15 protein-coding genes and 3 pseudogenes are annotated in these 16,873 nt (G+C 69.2%); 6 read left to right on the forward strand and 12 right to left on the reverse strand.

Annotated elements, in window-relative coordinates:
* Positions 1 to 19: 19 nt before the first annotated feature.
* From ACHMXE_RS37555 to ACHMXE_RS37565, 3 genes and pseudogenes are all read right to left on the reverse strand, one after another.
* Positions 20 to 901: a TauD/TfdA family dioxygenase gene (locus ACHMXE_RS37555; protein WP_209546274.1), complete on the reverse strand. Its 882-nt coding sequence runs from the start codon at positions 899 to 901 to the stop codon at positions 20 to 22.
* Between the two features lie 751 nt (positions 902 to 1,652).
* Complete coding sequence (locus ACHMXE_RS37560; protein ID WP_395348823.1) at positions 1,653 to 2,723, reverse strand: IS30 family transposase; 1,071 nt, start codon at positions 2,721 to 2,723, stop codon at positions 1,653 to 1,655.
* A gap of 140 nt (positions 2,724 to 2,863) precedes the next feature.
* Positions 2,864 to 3,998 (reverse strand): annotated as a pseudogene (locus ACHMXE_RS37565) (class I SAM-dependent methyltransferase).
* 21 nt (positions 3,999 to 4,019) lie between these two features.
* Between ACHMXE_RS37565 and ACHMXE_RS37570 the strand changes: the two are divergent.
* The 5 genes from ACHMXE_RS37570 to ACHMXE_RS37590 all read left to right on the forward strand — a co-directional run bounded on the left by ACHMXE_RS37570 (position 4,020) and on the right by ACHMXE_RS37590 (position 7,638).
* Complete coding sequence (locus ACHMXE_RS37570; protein WP_395348824.1) at positions 4,020 to 4,820, forward strand: SDR family oxidoreductase; 801 nt, start codon at positions 4,020 to 4,022, stop codon at positions 4,818 to 4,820.
* 44 nt (positions 4,821 to 4,864) lie between these two features.
* Positions 4,865 to 5,242: a dihydroneopterin aldolase gene (locus tag ACHMXE_RS37575; protein WP_203204449.1), complete on the forward strand. Its 378-nt coding sequence runs from the start codon at positions 4,865 to 4,867 to the stop codon at positions 5,240 to 5,242.
* A gap of 58 nt (positions 5,243 to 5,300) precedes the next feature.
* Positions 5,301 to 6,245, forward strand: coding sequence for a tRNA 2-thiocytidine(32) synthetase TtcA (gene ttcA, locus ACHMXE_RS37580; protein WP_209547461.1), 945 nt, complete (start codon positions 5,301 to 5,303; stop codon positions 6,243 to 6,245).
* A gap of 46 nt (positions 6,246 to 6,291) precedes the next feature.
* The gene (locus ACHMXE_RS37585) at positions 6,292 to 6,927 is read left to right on the forward strand and encodes a DUF4136 domain-containing protein (RefSeq protein WP_395348825.1); all 636 of its coding nucleotides are present in this window, start codon (positions 6,292 to 6,294) and stop codon (positions 6,925 to 6,927) included.
* Between the two features lie 63 nt (positions 6,928 to 6,990).
* Positions 6,991 to 7,638, forward strand: coding sequence for a histidine phosphatase family protein (locus ACHMXE_RS37590; protein WP_208510537.1), 648 nt, complete (start codon positions 6,991 to 6,993; stop codon positions 7,636 to 7,638).
* Here the strand turns inward: ACHMXE_RS37590 and ACHMXE_RS37595 are convergent.
* The 9 genes and pseudogenes from ACHMXE_RS37595 to ACHMXE_RS37635 form a co-directional block, all read right to left on the reverse strand.
* Positions 7,565 to 8,695, reverse strand: coding sequence for an ABC transporter permease (locus ACHMXE_RS37595; protein ID WP_395348826.1), 1,131 nt, complete (start codon positions 8,693 to 8,695; stop codon positions 7,565 to 7,567). The two genes, ACHMXE_RS37590 and ACHMXE_RS37595, sit on opposite strands and share 74 nt — an antisense overlap.
* Positions 8,692 to 9,786 carry a sugar ABC transporter ATP-binding protein gene (locus tag ACHMXE_RS37600; protein WP_395348827.1) on the reverse strand — a complete coding sequence of 365 codons (1,095 nt, stop codon included), beginning with the start codon at positions 9,784 to 9,786 and terminating at the stop codon, positions 8,692 to 8,694. Before ACHMXE_RS37600 ends, ACHMXE_RS37595 begins: the two co-directional genes overlap by 4 nt.
* Complete coding sequence (locus ACHMXE_RS37605) at positions 9,711 to 10,196, reverse strand: ATP-binding cassette domain-containing protein (protein WP_395348828.1); 486 nt, start codon at positions 10,194 to 10,196, stop codon at positions 9,711 to 9,713. The genes ACHMXE_RS37600 and ACHMXE_RS37605 overlap by 76 nt, the downstream gene beginning before the upstream one ends.
* A gap of 8 nt (positions 10,197 to 10,204) precedes the next feature.
* Complete coding sequence (torT, locus tag ACHMXE_RS37610; RefSeq protein ID WP_203204444.1) at positions 10,205 to 11,287, reverse strand: TMAO reductase system periplasmic protein TorT; 1,083 nt, start codon at positions 11,285 to 11,287, stop codon at positions 10,205 to 10,207.
* Between the two features lie 67 nt (positions 11,288 to 11,354).
* A pseudogene (locus ACHMXE_RS37615) lies at positions 11,355 to 12,333 on the reverse strand (biotin-dependent carboxyltransferase family protein).
* Positions 12,323 to 13,232, reverse strand: a pseudogene (locus tag ACHMXE_RS37620) (allophanate hydrolase subunit 1). The pseudogenes ACHMXE_RS37615 and ACHMXE_RS37620 overlap by 11 nt, the downstream one beginning before the upstream one ends.
* Entirely contained in the window at positions 13,229 to 14,635 is a 1,407-nt protein-coding gene (locus tag ACHMXE_RS37625; RefSeq protein ID WP_395348829.1) for an acetyl-CoA carboxylase biotin carboxylase subunit, read from the reverse strand. Before ACHMXE_RS37625 ends, ACHMXE_RS37620 begins: the two are co-directional and overlap by 4 nt.
* Before the next feature lie 13 nt (positions 14,636 to 14,648).
* Positions 14,649 to 14,897: an acetyl-CoA carboxylase gene (locus ACHMXE_RS37630; protein ID WP_057591117.1), complete on the reverse strand. Its 249-nt coding sequence runs from the start codon at positions 14,895 to 14,897 to the stop codon at positions 14,649 to 14,651.
* A gap of 50 nt (positions 14,898 to 14,947) precedes the next feature.
* The gene (locus ACHMXE_RS37635) at positions 14,948 to 15,721 is read right to left on the reverse strand and encodes a 5-oxoprolinase subunit PxpA (protein WP_203204440.1); all 774 of its coding nucleotides are present in this window, start codon (positions 15,719 to 15,721) and stop codon (positions 14,948 to 14,950) included.
* Between the two features lie 221 nt (positions 15,722 to 15,942).
* Here ACHMXE_RS37635 and ACHMXE_RS37640 point away from each other — a divergent pair, with 221 nt between their 5' ends.
* Positions 15,943 to 16,869: a LysR family transcriptional regulator gene (locus ACHMXE_RS37640; protein WP_395348830.1), complete on the forward strand. Its 927-nt coding sequence runs from the start codon at positions 15,943 to 15,945 to the stop codon at positions 16,867 to 16,869.
* The last annotated feature ends 4 nt before the right edge of the window (positions 16,870 to 16,873 follow it).

Raw genomic sequence — 16,873 nt, forward strand, 5'->3', positions numbered from 1 at the left:
GGAGGTGGTCGGTCTCGGTCTATCGGGGCTCGTCGCCCACGATGGTGGTGCGGTTGAGCCGGCGGCGCAGGTGGTCGGGCGTGCCCGCCGCCAGGTGCATCAGCGAGCGGTTGTCCCAGAACACGAGGTCGTGGGGCGCCCATTGGTGGCGGTAGACGAATTCGGGCTTCACGCTGTGCGCGAACAGCTCGGACAGGAGTTCATCGCTTTCTTCCTTCGGCAGGCCGACGATGCGGGTGGTGAAGTGCTCGCTGACGAACAGCGCCTTGCGCCCGGTCTCGGGATGCGTGCGCACCACCGGCTGCACCGCGGGCGCGACCTGGTCGATCTGCGCCTGCGAGAGCTTGGGCCGCCACGGGTTCTTGGCGCGCAGTTCCTCGTACTTGGCGAGGTAGCTGTGCTCGGCCTTGAGCGGCAGGATGCGCTGCTGCAGTTCGCTCGGCAGTGCTTCCCAGGCCAGGTGCTGGTCGGCGAACAGCGTGTCGCCGCCTTCGCTGGGCAGTTCCTGTGCGTGCAGCAGCGATCCGAGGCTGGGCTTGGGCTTGTAGGAGATGTCGGAATGCCAGTAGACGCCCGCGTCGCCGAGGCCGATGGGCTCGCCGTTCTCCTTGATGTTGGAGACGATGAGGATCTCGGGATGGTTCTTGAGCTGGAACTGGTGCAGGACGTGGATCTCGAGCGGGCCGAAGCGGCGGCTGAAGTCGATGTGCTGCTGGGGGGTGATCTGCTGGTTGCGGAAGACCAGGACGTGGTGGTCGAGGTGGGCGCGGTGGATGCGGGCGAAGTCTTCTTCCGGGATGGGGCGCGCGATGTCGAGGCCGATGACTTCGGCGCCTACGGGGGCGGGGAAGGGGCGGATCTCGAAGGATTGGGTGCGCTCGGGGACGAGGACTTGGCTCATGTGCCGCAATGTAGGCGGGGATGGGGGGTTGGGCAACGAACTCTTCGTTGAATGCTTATGACTGCTCTGGTGCTTTTTTGGGTTTTCTCTCTCTGCTTAGGCTGTTGGCCGGGTCTCGCCCCGGCGGGCGACTTACTTTTCTTGTCTCGCCAAGAAAAGTAAGCAAAAGAAGGCGACCCCACTGTCTGCGTCCCTCCGCTTCGCTGCGGGCAACCTGCGGTGCTCGCGTTTCGCGGGGTCTCGCAGAACTCGCTTCGCTCAAACAGCTGCGAGCCCTGATCCGCGAAACGCTGCGCTCCTCGGCGCAGCCAGAGGGGGGTGACTCGGGCCTTTGCTTCGCTCGGCCGCAGATGCCCTTCGGGCCTTCGCTTCGCTCGGCCTTGTGTTTGTCTTGTCCCCTCTCCCTCTGGGAGAGGGTTAGGGTGAGGGCACCGGGCCTCACCAATGTTGCGACGGTATCCACCGCCCAGTGCCCTCACCCCAGCCCTCTCCCAGAGGGAGAGGGAGCAATACCGCCGAGCGCAGCGATGGCCCGTTGGGTATGCCAGGCCGAGCGAAGCAAAGGCCCGAGCGCCCCCCTCTGGCTGTGCCGAGGAGCGCAGGCGTAGGCGGGATAAGGGGCCGCAGCTGTCTGAGCGGAACGAAGTGCAGCGAGTTCTGCGGACCCCCGCCGTAGCCGAGCACCGCAGGTTGCCCGTAGCGAAGCGGAGGGACACAGACAGCGGGGTCGCCTTTTCTTTGGTTGGCGGTTTCAAAGACCAAGTGCAACGGTCGGGACAAGGCCTGCTTTGTCCATATAAACGTTGTCGAAGAACACCTCGGCAGGACTGCGCCAGCCGAGTGTCTTGCGAGGCCTCATGTTGAGTTCCCAAGCCATGCCGTCGAGCTCCCGCTGGGAGTACACGCTCAAGTCGGTGCCCTTGGGCAGGTATTGCCGCAGCAAACCGTTGGTGTGTTCGTTGATGCCTCGCTGCCATGGACTGTGCGGGTCGCAGAAGTAGATCTTCAAGCCCGTGTTTTCGGCGAGCTTCTTGTGCAGCGCCATTTCCTTGCCTTGGTCGTAGGTCAGCGTCTGGCGTATTTCCGGGGGCAATGCCGAGAAGGCCAGCGTGAAGCCATTGAGCGCGTCCAGTGCGGTGCTGCCATCGAGTTTGACCAGCATGGCGAACAACGATCTGCGGCATACCAGCGTGCCCACGGCCGAGGCATTTGCCTTGCCCTTGATGAGGTCGCCTTCCCAATGCCCCGGCAGAAGGCGGTCGTTGGCTTCGGGCGGGCGCACGTGGATGCTCACAATGTCCTGCAACGATCCGCGCCTGTCCTCGCCCCGGGTTCTCGGTTTGCGGGCCCCTCGTCCCTGGCGCAGCAATACCACCAGTTCGCGACGCAGGTCGCCTTTGGGCATTGCATAGATGGCGGTGTAGATGGTCTCGTGAGAGGCTTGCAATTCTGGCTGTCCGGGATGGCGTTGCCTGAGTTTGGCAGCGATCTGCTCGGGCGAAAGCTTGAGCTCCAGCAGGGTCCTGACTTCGGACCACAAGACACCATCTCGGTGCAGCTTGCGTACTGGCCAGGCCGCACGACGCACCCGCCGCGCTCGCTGGCCAGCTCGGCTCGCGTCGTAGCCTCCAGCGACTCGCGGCCGGCCCATCACACACTGCTCGGACTCGTTCTGGTAACCATTGCGGCGCAGCTCTCGAGTGATGGTGCTCGGCGACCTGCCCAGCACTGCGGCAATAGATCGAGCGCTGTAGCCCTGCACTTTCATGGCCATCACCACTCCACGCTCTTCCGCACTCAACTGCTGATAGGTATTCGCCATGCAACTCCTCTGAATTTGAAGTGTTGCACTTGGTCTTTGAAACCGCCGTTACTTTCTTTTGGCGAAGCAAAAGAAAGTGACTGGCCCGCCGGGGCGAGACCCGGCCAACAGCCTAAACAAAAAGCGCGCCTTCAAAAAAATCAGAGCGTATGACTCCGATCCCCCTCACTAAACCCAACAGCCTCCCAAGCATCACCCACAGCAAACCCCACCACCTTGAACAACTCCCCCATCTCATGCTCATGCACCAACCGAGCCCCCATAGCCCTCTCCCCCACGGAAGCCGTCTCCATCAAAGAAACCAACCCACAGTTCAACAAAAACCGCGCCTGACTCGCATACCCCAGCACAGCAAGCCCCGCCTCCTGCCCAGCCAACGCCACCCCCGTGAAGTCGACGTGCGCAGTGATGTCCTTCAACCCCACGTCCGACAGCGGATCCCCCATCCGCCAGATGCGCCCGATGGCACATCACCGTCCCCATGTGCCGCTGCGGGTGGTAGTACTCGCTCTCGGGAAAGCCGTAGTCGATCAAAAAGGCAGCCCCGCGCTCGAGCCGGTCCGCCAGCGTCGCGACGAAGGCCTTGGCCTGCGGATGGATCTCCGTCAGGTAGTCGTGCTCGCCCGGCACCTCGACCGGCGGCCGCAGCTCGGTCTCGCGGTCGGCCCAGGCCCAGCCGTCGCCGGCCGCATTGCGCACCACGCCGCGCTCGAACCAGCGCCCGCCGTGGCGCGCGAGCAGTTGCACCGGCATCGCGTCGAGCACCTCGTTGCCGACCACCACGCCCTGCATCGCCTCGGGCAGTTCGAGCCGCCATTCGACGCGGTCGCCGAAGCGCGCCAAGGCCTGCTGCTGGCGCGCGCGCAGGGTGCCCGAGAGGTCGACGATGCGGTAGTTCACGTCGCCGCGGCCCAGTGCATCGAGCGCGTCGAGCAACTGGGCGGCGAGCGCGCCCGAGCCGGCGCCGAATTCCCACACCGTGGCGGTGCCGGTCTTCTCGAGCGCCTCGGCCAGCTGCGCGGCCAGCGCGCGGCCGAACAGCGGGGTGAGCTCGGGCGCGGTCACGAAGTCGCTGCCCGATTCGGGCATCTGGCCGAACTTGGCGAGGCTGTTGGCGTAGTAGCCGAGCCCCGGCGCATAGAGCGCAAGCGCCATGAAGCGGTCGAAGCCGATCCAGCCGCCGGCGCGCTCGACGGCACGGGCGATCAGGGTGTCGAGGGCGATGGGTAAACTGCTGTGGGTCTGTGTCGTCACGGGCACCGATTCTCCTCGCATCCTCCAGCCCCCACCTTCCGCATGAGCGCCGCGCCCTCCTCCACCGCCACGCCACCCGAGCGCCGCACCGTCCTCGTCACGGGCGCTGGCAAGCGGCTGGGGCGCGAGATCGCGCTGGCGCTGGCCGCGGGCGGCTGGCGCGTGGCGGTGCATTTCCGCCAGTCGCGCGCCGAGGCCGAGCAGACGGTGGCCGACTGCGCCGCGCTCGCGGGCGAGGCCCATGCCTTCGGCGCCGACCTGCTCGACGAGGCCGCCACGCGCGCGCTGCTGCCGCAGGTGGCGGCGCACTTCGGCCGGGTCGACGCGGTGGTTCACAGCGCCGCGCTGTTCGAGCACGACGACGCGGCCAGCTTCAGCTACGCGCTGATGGACCGCCATGCGCGCGGCAACACGGGGGCCGCGATCGTGCTGGCGCAGGCGCTGCACGCGCACCTCGCGCAACGCGATCCAGAAGGCACGCTCACCGGCGCGGTGGTCCACATGCTCGACCAGAAGCTGTGGAACACCAACCCCGATTTCCTCAGCTACACGCTGTCCAAGGCCGCGCTCGAGGCCGCCACGCCGATGCTGGCGCTGGCGCTCGCGCCGCGCGTGCGCGTGGTGGGCGTGGCGCCCGGCCTCACGCTGCCGAGCCACATGCACGACGACGACAAGTTCGCGCAGCTGCACAGGCTGTCGCCGCTGGGGCGCTCGTCCACGTCGGCCGACGTGGCCGCCACCGTGCGCTTCGCGCTCGAGAACGGCTCGATCACCGGCACCACGCTGCTGGTGGACGGCGGCCAGCACCTGATGAAGTTCGAGCGCGATTTCTCGCACATGTGAATCCAGGCCCGCCGCCCGAGGCCCCCTTTTTCGAGCCCCACCCGATGTCACCCACCACCCCCCTCGGGCGCCAGACGCTCACCCTCCACGGCCTGCGCTTCGACGCCAACCTCGGCATCCTCGAGCAGGAGAAGGTCGCGCCGCAGCCGATCCAGGTCGATGCCGAGCTCAACCTCGGCCCGCAGCCGCTGCTGCCCAAGGACGATGACATCTTCCACGTGCTCGACTACCGCAAGGTGCGTCGGATCATCATCGACGAATGCACCGCCGAGCACGTGAACCTGCTCGAAAGCCTCATCGGCAAGCTCGCGCAGCGCCTGCTGCAGCTGCCCGGCGTGCTGGGCGTGCGCGTGAAGATCGCCAAGCTCGAGATCTTCGAGGACTGCGAGGTCGCGATCCGCATCGAAGCCGGGGAATGGTGATCCGGGGCAAAATCGCCCCCTTCCCCCGCTTTTTGCTGCCCCGGGCAGCCCTTTTGCCATGAACGCCGTCTGGATCGACGAGGCGCCCGTCGCCGACGCCTCCGCCTCGCCCCTCCCCGCCAACTCGATGAAGATCGAGCGCGAAACGCACAAGCTCGAGAAACGCCTGTGCCGCGAGGTGGGCCGCGCCATCGTCGACTACAACATGATCGAGGAAGGCGACAAGGTCATGGTCTGCGTGTCGGGCGGCAAGGACAGCTACGGCCTGCTCGACATCCTGCTCAAGCTCAAGGCCCGCGCGCCGATCCACTTCGACATCGTCGCGGTCAACCTCGACCAGAAGCAGCCCGGCTTCCCCGAGGAAGTGCTGCCGAAGTACCTGAGCGATCTCGGCGTGGCCTTCCACATCGAGAACCAGGACACCTACAGCATCGTCAAGCGCGTGATCCCCGAGGGCAAGACCACCTGCGGCCTGTGCAGCCGGCTGCGCCGCGGCATCCTCTACCGCGTGGCCGACGAGCTGGGCGCCACCAAGGTCGCGCTGGGCCACCATCGCGACGACATGCTGCAGACCTTCTTCCTCAACATGTTCTTCGCGGCCAAGCTCAAGAGCATGCCGCCGAAGCTGGTGAGCGACGACGGCCGCCACGTGGTGATCCGGCCGCTGGCCTACGTGGCCGAGAAGGACCTGGTGCGCTGGGCCCAGCACCGCGAATTCCCGATCATTCCGTGCACGCTGTGCGGCAGCCAGGAGAACCTGCAGCGCAAGCAGGTCGGCGAGATGCTGCGCGAATGGGAGCGCAAGTACCCGGGGCGCATCGAGAACATGTTCAGCGCGATGCAGAACGTGGTGCCTTCGCACCTGCTCGACGGAACGCTGCACGACTTCAAGGGTCTGAAGCCGACGGGCGTGGCCGACGAGAACGGCGACAAGGCCTTCGACACGCCCTCCTTCGACCCGCTCTCCCAGGCACCCGCCGCCCTGCGCATCGTCCAGGGCTGATCCGGCTACCCAGGGGAATTTGGGGCCCCACCGGCCGGAGACCCTCATGAAACGCGCCTTCTCTGCTCTTCCCGCTCTCCTTTTGGTAGCAACCCTGTCCGGCTGCGCCACCTCCTGGGTGGTCGACAGCGACGTGAAGAGCTTCTCCGCCATCGACACCGTTCCCGCCGGCGCCACCTACCGCTTCGAGCGCCTGCCCTCGCAGCAGGCCAACAGCGAGCGCCAGGCCTCGCTCGAGGCCATGGCGGCCGCCGCGCTCGAGCAGGTCGGCCTGCGCCGCGACGACGCCAACCCGCGCTACACGGCGCAGATCAGCGCCCGCGTGACCACCACGCTGTCGCCCTGGGCCGATCCCTGGCTCTGGGACGGCCCCTTCGGCTATGGCTATGGCTACGGCCCCTACGGCTACGGCCGGCGCTGGTACGGCGGCGGCTGGTATGGCGCGCCGATCGTTCCGCAGGCCTCCAACCCCTGGTACGAGCGCGAGGTCGGCGTGGTGCTGCGCGAGCTCGGCAGCAACCGCGTCGTCTACGAGACCCGCGCGCGCAACGACGGCCCCTACACCGCGAGCGCGGCGGTGCTGCCGGTGATGTTCCAGGCTGCGCTGCAGGGCTTCCCGAAACCGCCCGAGGGCGTGCGGCGCGTCAACATCGAGCTGCCCACGGCGAAGAAGCAACAGTAAGGGCCCGCCTCGGGCCTGGAGCGGCGGCACGATCCGAAATGCCGCCCTCCTAGAATTTCGACCATGGAAGACCTCACCCGCCTGATCGCCGTTCGCCATGGCGAAACCGCCTGGAACGTCGACACGCGCATCCAGGGCCAGCTCGACATCGGACTCAATGCCACCGGCGTCTGGCAAGCCCAGCGCGTGGGACAGGCGCTGGCCGACGAACCGCTGGCCGTCATCTACGCCAGCGACCTCTCGCGCGCCTGGCAGACCGCGCTCGAGATCGCCAAACCGCACGGCCTCGAGGTCCGGCCCGAACCCGGCCTGCGCGAGCGCGCCTTCGGCCGCTTCGAGGGCATGAGCTTCGCCGAGATCGAGGCCGAGCTGCCCGAGCAGGCCAGGCGCTGGCGCGAGCGCGATCCCGAGTTCGAGCCCGAGGGCGGCGAGAGCCTGCTGGTGTTCCGCGAGCGCATCACGCGCGTGGCCGCCGACCTGGCCTCGCGCCACACGGGCGAGCTGGTGGCGCTGGTCGCGCACGGCGGCGTGATGGACGTGCTCTACCGCGCCGCCACGCGCCAGGAGCTGCAGGCGCCGCGCACCTGGCAGCTCGGCAACGCGGCCATCAACCGCATGCTGTGGAGCAGCGAGGGCTTCAGCCTCGTGGGCTGGAGCGACATCTCGCACCTCGCGGCCGAGGGCGGGCCGCGCGACGAGTTCGCCAACTAGCTCGGTGCGTCAGTGCGAGCCGGGCGCCACCATGCGGTGGCGCAACTGATCGGCCACCACCGCCACGATCAGCAGCGCGCCCAGCACCACCATCTGCAGGTACGACCCCACGCTCCGCGAGGTTCATGCCGTTCTGCACCAGGCCGATGAAGATCGCGCCCATCACCACGTTCGGCACCCGGCCCATGCCGCCGCGCAGGCTCACGCCGGCGATCACGCAGGCCGCGATCGACTCCAGCGCCACGGTGCCGCCGAGGTTGGCTTCGCCGGTCTCGACGCGCGCGGTCAGCAGCAGGCCGCTGACGGCCGCGAGGCCCGCGCACAGCAGGTAGGCCACGAGCAGCACGCGCCGGGTGTCGATGCCCGACAGCGCCGCGGCCTTGGCATTGCCGCCCACGGCCAGCAGGTGGGTGCCGGTCGGCATGCGGCCCATCACCACGCCCATGGCCGCCACGCAGACCGCCGTGACCCAGATCGGCACCGGCACGCCCAGCAGCGTGCCGAAGCCGAACAGCTCGCTGAAGCCCGCGGGCAGGCCCGACACCGGCACGCCGCCCGTGAGGTAGAGCGCCAGGCCGAAGCCGATCGACTGCACGCCCAGCGTGACGATGAAGGGCGAGACGCCGATGAAGGCCACGCCGATGCCGTTGACCAGCCCCACCGCGAGCCCGGCCAGCATGCCGCAGGCGCAGCCCAGGGCAATGGCCAGCCAGGCGGCGTCGGGCAGCGCGGCGCCGAAGAACTGCATGGCCAGCGCCGCCACCACCGAGGTGATCGCCATCACGGTGCCGACCGAGAGGTCGAAGCCGCCGGTCACCAGCGCCAGCATCTGGCCCATGGCCACCAGGATCAGGTAGACCGACTGGCGCAGCAGGTTGACCAGGTTCTGCACCGTGAGGAACTGGTCCGACAGGGTGCCGAACACCACGAAGGCGATCGCCAGCATGAAGGGCAGCACGCCCAGGCGCAGGAACAGGGCGCGCAGCAGGGCCAGCGCGCGGCCGGCGGGCCCCGGTGCCGAAGGCACGGCGGTGGCGACGGAGGAAGACGAAGTCATGGCTTGTTGTTCTCGCTGGAACCGAAGAAGAGATTGAGCACGGCGGTCTCGCCGATGGCGTCGCCCTGCAGTTCGCCGGCGATCTCGCCGCGGCACATCACGTAGACGCGGTGGCTCAGGTGCAGCACCTCGGGCAGGTCGGAGGAGATCACGACCACCGCCGCGCCGCCTTCGCAGAGCTTGCGAATCACCTGGTAGAGCGCGCTGCGGGTGCCGATGTCGACGCCCACCGTGGGCTCGTCGAACACGTAGAGCGCGGCGTCGCGCGTCATGCCCTTGCCGAACAGCACCTTCTGCTGGTTGCCGCCCGACAAGAGCGCCACCGGCCGCTCGAGGTTGCGCGGCGCGAGCTCCACGCGCTCGGCCGCGGCCGTCGACAGCCGGCGCCCGAGCCGCTTGCGCAGCCAGCCGCCATGGCCGCGCAGCGGACCGTGCACCAGCGGCAGCGTGATGTTGGCGCGCGCGCTGAAGCCCAGCACCAGCCCCTCGCCCTTGCGGTCGGGCGGCAGGTAGAACAGGCCCTCGTCGAGCAGCCGGCGCACCCTGGCGCCGGTGCGCGGCTGGCCCTTGAACAGCACGCGGCCCGCGCTCACCGGGTCGAGCCCGCAGACCGCGCGAAACAGCTCCGACTTGCCGCAGCCCACGAGGCCGGCCAGCCCGACCACCTCGCCGCGCCGCACCGTGAGGCTGGCGCAGCGCACGCCGTTGGGCGAATGCAGGCCCTCGACCTCGAGCACCGTCTCGCCCGGCGCGAAGGCGATGCGCGGATAGACCTGCTCGATGGCACGCCCGCTCATCAGCTCGATCAGGCGGTCGGCATCGGTCTCGCGCGCCTCGACCGTCGTCACCTCGCGGCCGTCGCGCAGCACCGTGATGCGGTCGGCGATCCGCGCGATCTCCTGCATGCGGTGCGAGATGTAGACGATGCCCACGCCGCGCGCCTGCAGCCGCGCCACCAGCTCGAACAGGCGCTGCGTCTCGGCCTCGGTCAGCGAAGCCGTGGGCTCGTCGAGGATCAGCACCGAGACCTCGCCGCGCAGGCCCTTGGCGATCTCCACCATCTGCTGCTGCGCGCGCGTGAGGCCGGCCACGGCGCATCGACGTCGATCGCGAAGCCCAGGTCGGCCAGCATCGCGCGGGCGCGTTCGCGCAGCGCGCCGCGGTCGAGCAGGCCGCCGCGGCGCGGCTCCTCGCCGAGGCTCAGGTTCTGCGCCACCGACAGCGTGGGGATCAGCGAGAACTCCTGGAACACCGCGCTGATGCCGTGGCGCCGCGCGTCGTGCACGTTCGCGAAGCGCACCGGCTCGCCGCGCAGCAGGATCTCGCCGGCGCTCGGCACATTGGCGCCGGCCAGGAGCGAGATCAGCGTCGACTTGCCGGCGCCGTTCTCGCCGAACAGCACGTGCACCTCGCCCGCGCGCAGCTCGAAGTCCACGCCGTCGAGCGCCAGCACGCCCGGATAGCGCTTGCCGAGCCCGCGGGTCTGCAGCAGGGGTGGCATCGCGGGCCTTACTTGACCTCGAACACCGGCTTGAAGCCGGTCGGCGGCAGGATGTCGGCCTGCTTCACGCTCTGGATGTTGCTGCTGTCGACCACGAAGATCTTCGGGCCCACGTGCTTCGCGACCTCCTTGCCCTCGAGCAGGCGCACCGCCTGGTCGACCGCGATGCGGCCCTGGATCACCATCGAGTCGGCCGGCGCCGCCACGATGCGGCCGCGCTGGATGCCCTCGTAGACGCCCGGCGTCATGTAGAAGGACAGCACCTGCACCTTCTTGTCGAGGTTGCGCGAGCGCAGGATGCCGGTGGCGGCCTCGGCCGTGACGGCCGTGCCGGCCACGTAGGCCAGGTCGGGGTTGGCCTGCAGCACGTCCTCGATCAGCTTGCTCTGCGCTTCCTTGCCGGTGTCGCCGTACTTCGGATCGAGCACCACCACCGCGCTGCCCTTGACCGCCTCCATGAAGCCCTTGTGCGCGGCCTCGACCCAGCCCGCGCCGGCCGGGCCCGGGAACCAGCCGACCTTGACCGGCGGCGAGCCGGCCGGATGCTTCTTCGCGAGGTAGGCACCGGTCGACTGGCCCATGGTGTGGAAGGACACCAGCGACTTGGCCGAGAGGTCGGGCGAATTGATGCCGTTGACCAGGTCGATCACCGGCACCTTCTTCGCGGCCGTGGCCTTGATGACGTTGTTCAGGCCGTCGCCCGAGATCGCGCCGATGATCACCGCGTTGGCGCCGCGCGCCACGCAGTCCTCGATCTGCGAGACCTGCTTGCCGAGATTGGTGTAACCGCCCGCGTCGACCACCTGCAGCTTCACGCCCTGGCGCCGGGCCTCCTCGATCACGCCGTAGTCCACGCCGAGCCAGTAGGCGTCCTTCATGTGCGGGAACGACACGCAGAGGTCCCACTTCTTCGAGGCTTTGGGCAGCGGCACGTAGTCGATGGGCTTCTTCGTGCCCTCGGCCGAGAAGGCGGGCTCGGTGGCCTCGGCCTTGTAGGGAAACCAGTCGGCGGCCGAGGCACCGCCGTGCCACAGCACGGTGGCGGCGAAGGCGGCGGCGGTCAATGAAACGCGCAGGGGCAAGCTGTTCATGAAGAACTCCTAGGTGGCAACGGGGAAGAAAAAGGAAGGGGGGTGGGCGGCCTTGCCGCCCGGGCGCTCAGTCGGCGAGCGCGGCGCGCAGGCGCTCGATGCGCCGTCGTCGCTCGGCGCGCGCGGCCAGCGCCTGCGCCATGTCGACCGCGACGAAGCGCGCTTTGTGGTTGGGCTGCATCTGGGCGATCAGGTCCATGTCGGCGCTGATCACCGTGCCGACCATCGCGTAGCCGCCGCCCCGAGACCGCGTCGCGGTGCAGGATGATCGGCTCGCGCCCGCCCGGCACCTGGATCGAGCCATAGGGATAGCCGGCATCGACGATGTTCGACGGATCGGCGCCCGCGCCGAAGGGCGGCGTGCGCTCGATGAACTTCAGCGGCGTGCCGTTCTTGTAGCGGTAGCCGATGCGGTCGGCCTCCGAGCCGACGCTCCAGGTGTCGGCGAAGAAGCTGCGTACCGAGTCCTGCTGCAGCCGGTGGAAGTAGATGCCGGGCAGCACGCGCAGCGTCACCTCCTTCGCGAGCACCGGCAGCAGATCCGCCGCCACGCCACGCCCGGGCCGTGCGCGCGCCGAGGGCGTGCCCACGGGCAGCCGGTCGCCGGCGAGCAGCTTGCGGCCCTCGAAGCCACCGAAGGCGCCGAGGCCGTAGGTCGAGCGGCTGCCGAGCACCAGCGGCACGTCGATGCCGCCGGCCACCGCGATGCACATGCGCGCGCCCAGCAGCATGAAGTCGAAGCCGAGCACGTCGCCGGCCCGCACCGCGAAGGCTTCGTTGCGCGGCCTCTCGGCGCCGTTGAGCTTGACCTTGGCCTGCGCGCCCGTCACCGCCACCACGGCGGGTGCGTCGAAGCGCAGCTCGGGCCCGAGCAGGGTGCTCTCGATCACGGCCGCGCCCTCGTCGTTGCCCACCAGCAGGTTGGCCAGCACCAGGCCCTGCTGGTCGAGCGCGCCCGACAGCGGAATGCCCAGGTGGTAGTAGCCGGGACGGCCCGCGTCCTGCACGCTGGTCGCGAGGCCGGGCTTGAGCACTTCAATCGCCATGGAGCACCTTCAGCAGCTGTTGGTTGTAGCCGTCGGGATCGGCCAGGAATTCCGTGAGCGAGAACGACACCGGCGCGATGCGCAAGGTGTAGTCGCCGGCCTCCACCTGCGCCACCTGGCGGTCGGTACCGGGCGCGGTCGATCGGCTTCCACTCGACGATGTCGCCGGGGCGGAAGAACACCATCAGCTCCTTGAGGTACGGCAGGCGCTGGGCCGGATCGAAGATCGGCGCCGGCGTGACGCCGAACATCTGGTAGCCGCCGGCGCCGCGCACCGAGTAGATGCAGCTGAAGCAGCCGCCGTGGCCCAAGGTGAGCCGCGGCGTGTCGGTGCGCGGGCTCAGGTACTTGGGCACCTCGAGCTGGCGCTCGCGCTCGACCATCTGGAACAGGAAGGGCAGCCCGGCCACGAAGCCCACCATGGAGACGAACCACGGCGCGCCCGAATGCGCGGCGATGAAGGCCTCGACGGAATCGAGGCCGTTGATGCGCGCGGCGTATTCGATGTCGGTGCTGGCCGGGTCCTGGTGGCGCTCGCGGAAGCGCATCAGGGTCTGCGTGCGTCCACGGGTCGTTGTAGAGCACGGGGATCTCGACGATGCGGGTCTGAAGCCGCAGGTCGGCCTCGCCGATGCCGGCCTCGATCCCTTCGAGCACGGACTGCAGCGCGTCGGGCGCGATCAGGTCGGGATCGAAGCGCACCAGGTAGGCCGCGTTGGCCGGCAGATCTCGGTGACGCCCGCGATCTCGCCGGCCTGCACGCGGCGGCGCAGCTCGTTGCAGATCGCCATGCCCTTGAAGAAAGCCGGCAGCGACATCGCTTCGCTGATCTCGACGAACAGGTGCTCGTCGCCGCCGAAGCTGTAGCGGGCCTGGGCCGGGAGGATGGCGGCGGTCATGCGGGCACCTTCTCGAGAGTCGGGACGGAAGCGGCGGGCTCCGCCAGCGGGTTCGCCGCGAGCCACTGCTCGAGGAAGCCGGTGTGGAAGGCCGCGGCCGCGACCTCGGCGTCCTCGCACAGCGCGCGGTGCAGCGGGATGGTGGTGTGGATGCCCTCCACGCGCAGCTCGCCGAGCGCGCGGCGCATGCGCGCGAGCGCGGCGGCGCGGTCGCTGTCGTGCACGATCAGCTTGCCGAGCAGCGAGTCGTAGTAGGCCGGCACGTTGCAACCCCCGAACATCAGGGTGTCGAAGCGCACGCCGGGCCCGCCCGGCACCGCGAGCCGCGTCACCAGGCCCGGGCTCGGCATGAAGTTCTTCGCGGCGTTCTCGGCGTTGATGCGCACCTCGATGGCGGCGCCGGCGAGCCGGATGTCCTCCTGCTTCAGGCGCAGCGGCTGGCCCAGCGCGATGCGCAGCATCTCCTTCACGAGGTCGATGCCGGTGACCATCTCGGTGATCGGATGCTCGACCTGGATGCGGGTGTTCATCTCGATGAAGAAGAACTCGCGCGTGTCGTCGTCGTAGAGGTATTCGAGCGTGCCCGCGCCGCGGTAGGCCACGGCGCTCGCGAGGCGCAGCGCCCGATTCGCACAGCGCGGCGCGCGTGGCGGCATCGATGGCGGCCGAGGGCGCTTCTTCCACACCTTCTGGCGCCGGCGCTGCAGCGAGCATTCGCGCTCGAAGCAGTGCACCACGCGCTGGCCGTCGCCGAGGATCTGCACCTCGATGTGGCGTGCCTTGCGGATGAAGCGTTCGAGGTAGACCTCGCCGTTGCCGAAGGCGGCCTGCGCCTCGGCGGTGGCGGTGGCGAACTGCTGGCGCAGCTCGGCCTCGTCGTGCGCCACGCGGATGCCGCGCCCGCCACCGCCGGCCGAGGCCTTGATCATGATCGGGTAGCCGATGCCGCGCGCGAGCTCGACCGCCACGCCGGCATCGCTCACCACGCCGGCGCTGCCGGGCACGGTGGGCACGCCGGCCCTCATGGCGGCGGCGCGCGCGGTCGCCTTGTCGCCCATGGTGCGGATCGCATGCGGCGTCGGGCCCACGAACACCAGGCCCGCGGCCTCGACGCGCGCCGCGAAGTCGGCGTTCTCCGAGAGGAAGCCGTAGCCCGGATGCACGGCGCCCGCGCCGCTGTGGGCCGCGGCCTGCAGGATGGCGTCGGCGCTCAGGTAGCTCTTGCTGGCATGGGCCGGGCCGATGCGCACGGCCTCGTCGGCCATCTGCACGGCCAGGCTCTGGGCGTCGGCGTCGCTGTAGACGGCGACGGTCTTCAGGCCCAGCTCCTGCGCGGCGCGGATCACGCGCACCGCGATCTCCCCGCGGTTGGCGATCAGCAGCTTGTCGAATGCAGCGGTCATCGCGTCGTCTTCCTCAGGCGGTCTCGATCACGGCCAGCGGCTGGCCCGGATCGACCGGCTCGGCGTTCTCGACCGCGAAGCGCAGCAGGCGGCCGGCCGCGTCGGCCGTCACTTCGCTGAACTGCTTCATCACCTCGACCAGGCCCAGCACGTCGCCCACGGCCACCGTGTCGCCCTCGGACTTGAATGGCGGCGCGTCGGGCGCCGAGCGGCGGTAGAAGGTGCCCGGCAGCGGGCTCAGGACTTCATGGGTAGCGGACATCGGATGCACTCCTGGGGACGGAACGGAAAACGGGGAAGGGAAGAGGGGGATCAGCCCTGCGCGGCGAGCCCCGCGACCTCGATGCCATGCGCGGCCAGCGCGCGCCGCGTGGCCTGCACCAGCGCGAGCGCACCGGGCGTGTCGCTGTGGATGCAGACCGAGTCGAAGCCGATGGCCAGGTCCTCGCCCTCGACCGTGCGCACCGTGCCCTCGGTGCAGGCGCGCAGCACCTTGGCCGCGACCGCCTCGGGGTCGAGCGCGCCGACGCGGCGCGTGAAGACGATGGAGCCGCTCAGGTCATAGTCGCGGTCGGCGTAGAACTCGCGCACCACGGGCTGGCCCAGCTCGCGCGCCACGCGGCAGGTGACCGAGGACTCCATGCAGAACAGGCGCAGGCCGGGCTCGATGCGCTGCAGTGCCTCGACCAGCGTGCGCGACAGCGCCTCGTCGCGCGCCGCGTGCATGTAGAGCGCGCCATGCGGCTTGATGTGCTGCAGCGCCAGCCCCTCGAGCCGCGCGAACTCGCGCAGCGCGCCGAGCTGGTAGACCATGTCGTTGACCAGTTCCTCGGCCGGCGCCTGGATGTGGCGCCGGCCGAAGCCCACGAGGTCGCGAAAGCCCGGGTGCGCGCCGATGCCCACGCCATGCTCGCGCGCCAGCGCGACCATGCGCCGCATGATGTTCGGATCGCCGGCATGGAAGCCGGTGGCGATGTTGGCCGAACTGATCAGCGGCATCAGTTCCGCGTCGACGCCATCGCCGATGGTCCAGGGGCCGAAGCCCTCGCCCATGTCGGAGTTCAGATCGATCCGCTTCTTGTTCACGTGTGACAGCCTTTGTTCGATGGACGGGCCGAAGATTAGTGAGCGGTCCAAAGGCTGAAAAGCATTGTTTTCCGCGCGCTCGGTATCTGAAAAACAGATGCTGCGCGGCGGCGCATGCCTTGCTACGCTGGCGTCACCCGCACGCGCGGTATCGGGTTTTCACCAACCCATGCACCGGCTGCCCCGCGTTGCCGATACCGATCCACTCCCCGAACCCCGCCATGTCCCTGACCCTTCGCCAGCTCAAGTACTTCTCGGCGGTGGCCGAGGCGGGCCGCATCTCGCACGCGGCGCTGCAGCTCAACATCTCGCAGTCGGCCGTGACCACCGCGATCCGCGAGCTCGAGGAGATGCTGGGCCAGCAGCTGTTCGAGCGCCATCCGCACGGCGTGGAACTGACCAAGGGCGGGCGCCGCTTCCTGAGCCATGCCTACGCGGTGCTGGCCGCGGCCGACGAGGCGCAGCGCATGCCGCACGAGGACGCCGCCGTTCAGGGCGAGCTGACCATCGCCGCGAGCTACACCGTGCTGGGCTACTTCCTGCCGCACCACCTGCAGCGCTTCGAGCAGCTGCATCCGCAGGTCACGCTGAAGGTGCACGAGGTGGCGCGCGAGGCGATCGAGGAAGGGCTGATCACGCGGCGCTACGACCTCGGCGTGGTGCTGACCTCGAACGTGGTGCTGCGCGAGCTCTCGCTCGAGACCTTCTTCGGCTCGCAGCGCCGGCTGTGGGTGCCGGCCAAGCATCCGCTGCTCGACAAGGCCGAGGTCACGCTGGCCGACGTGGCGGCCGAGCCCTACATCATGCTCACGGTCGACGAAGCCGCGGCCACCGCGCTCAAGTACTGGGGCCGCACGCCGCACCAGCCCAAGGTGCGGCTGCGCACCAGCTCGGTGGAGGCGGTGCGCAGCACGGTCGCCAACGGCGGCGGCGTGACGGTGCTGTCGGACATGGTCTACCGCCCGTCGTCTCTGGAGGGCAAGCGCATCGAGACCATCAACCTGCGCGACCCGATCCCGACCATGAACATCGGGCTGGGCTGGAAGCAGGGCGTGGAGTTCTCGCCCGCGATGACGGCGCTGCGCGACTACTTCCGCCAGCTGTTCCTCGATCCCGCGTCGGCGCGGCAGGGGCGCGGGCGCGCCTGAGCCC

The sequence above is a fragment of the Variovorax sp. UC122_21 genome (assembly GCF_044056785.1).
GTDB lineage: Bacteria > Pseudomonadota > Gammaproteobacteria > Burkholderiales > Burkholderiaceae_C > Variovorax.

Excerpts from the sequence above, each read along its gene's own strand:
- ACHMXE_RS37630 (WP_057591117.1), bottom strand. The coding sequence starts at position 14,897 with ATGTCCGCTACCCATGAAGTCCTGAGCCCGCTGCCGGGCACCTTCTAC.
- ACHMXE_RS37590 (WP_208510537.1), top strand. The coding sequence starts at position 6,991 with ATGGAAGACCTCACCCGCCTGATCGCCGTTCGCCATGGCGAAACCGCC.
- torT (WP_203204444.1), bottom strand. The coding sequence starts at position 11,287 with ATGAACAGCTTGCCCCTGCGCGTTTCATTGACCGCCGCCGCCTTCGCC.
- ACHMXE_RS37595 (WP_395348826.1), bottom strand. The coding sequence starts at position 8,695 with ATGACTTCGTCTTCCTCCGTCGCCACCGCCGTGCCTTCGGCACCGGGG.
- ACHMXE_RS37570 (WP_395348824.1), top strand. The coding sequence starts at position 4,020 with ATGAGCGCCGCGCCCTCCTCCACCGCCACGCCACCCGAGCGCCGCACC.
- ACHMXE_RS37560 (WP_395348823.1), bottom strand. The coding sequence starts at position 2,723 with ATGGCGAATACCTATCAGCAGTTGAGTGCGGAAGAGCGTGGAGTGGTG.
- ACHMXE_RS37625 (WP_395348829.1), bottom strand. The coding sequence starts at position 14,635 with ATGACCGCTGCATTCGACAAGCTGCTGATCGCCAACCGCGGGGAGATC.
- ACHMXE_RS37575 (WP_203204449.1), top strand. The coding sequence starts at position 4,865 with ATGTCACCCACCACCCCCCTCGGGCGCCAGACGCTCACCCTCCACGGC.
- ACHMXE_RS37555 (WP_209546274.1), bottom strand. The coding sequence starts at position 901 with ATGAGCCAAGTCCTCGTCCCCGAGCGCACCCAATCCTTCGAGATCCGC.
- ACHMXE_RS37585 (WP_395348825.1), top strand. The coding sequence starts at position 6,292 with ATGAAACGCGCCTTCTCTGCTCTTCCCGCTCTCCTTTTGGTAGCAACC.
- ttcA (WP_209547461.1), top strand. The coding sequence starts at position 5,301 with ATGAACGCCGTCTGGATCGACGAGGCGCCCGTCGCCGACGCCTCCGCC.
- ACHMXE_RS37640 (WP_395348830.1), top strand. The coding sequence starts at position 15,943 with ATGTCCCTGACCCTTCGCCAGCTCAAGTACTTCTCGGCGGTGGCCGAG.
- ACHMXE_RS37605 (WP_395348828.1), bottom strand. The coding sequence starts at position 10,196 with ATGCCACCCCTGCTGCAGACCCGCGGGCTCGGCAAGCGCTATCCGGGC.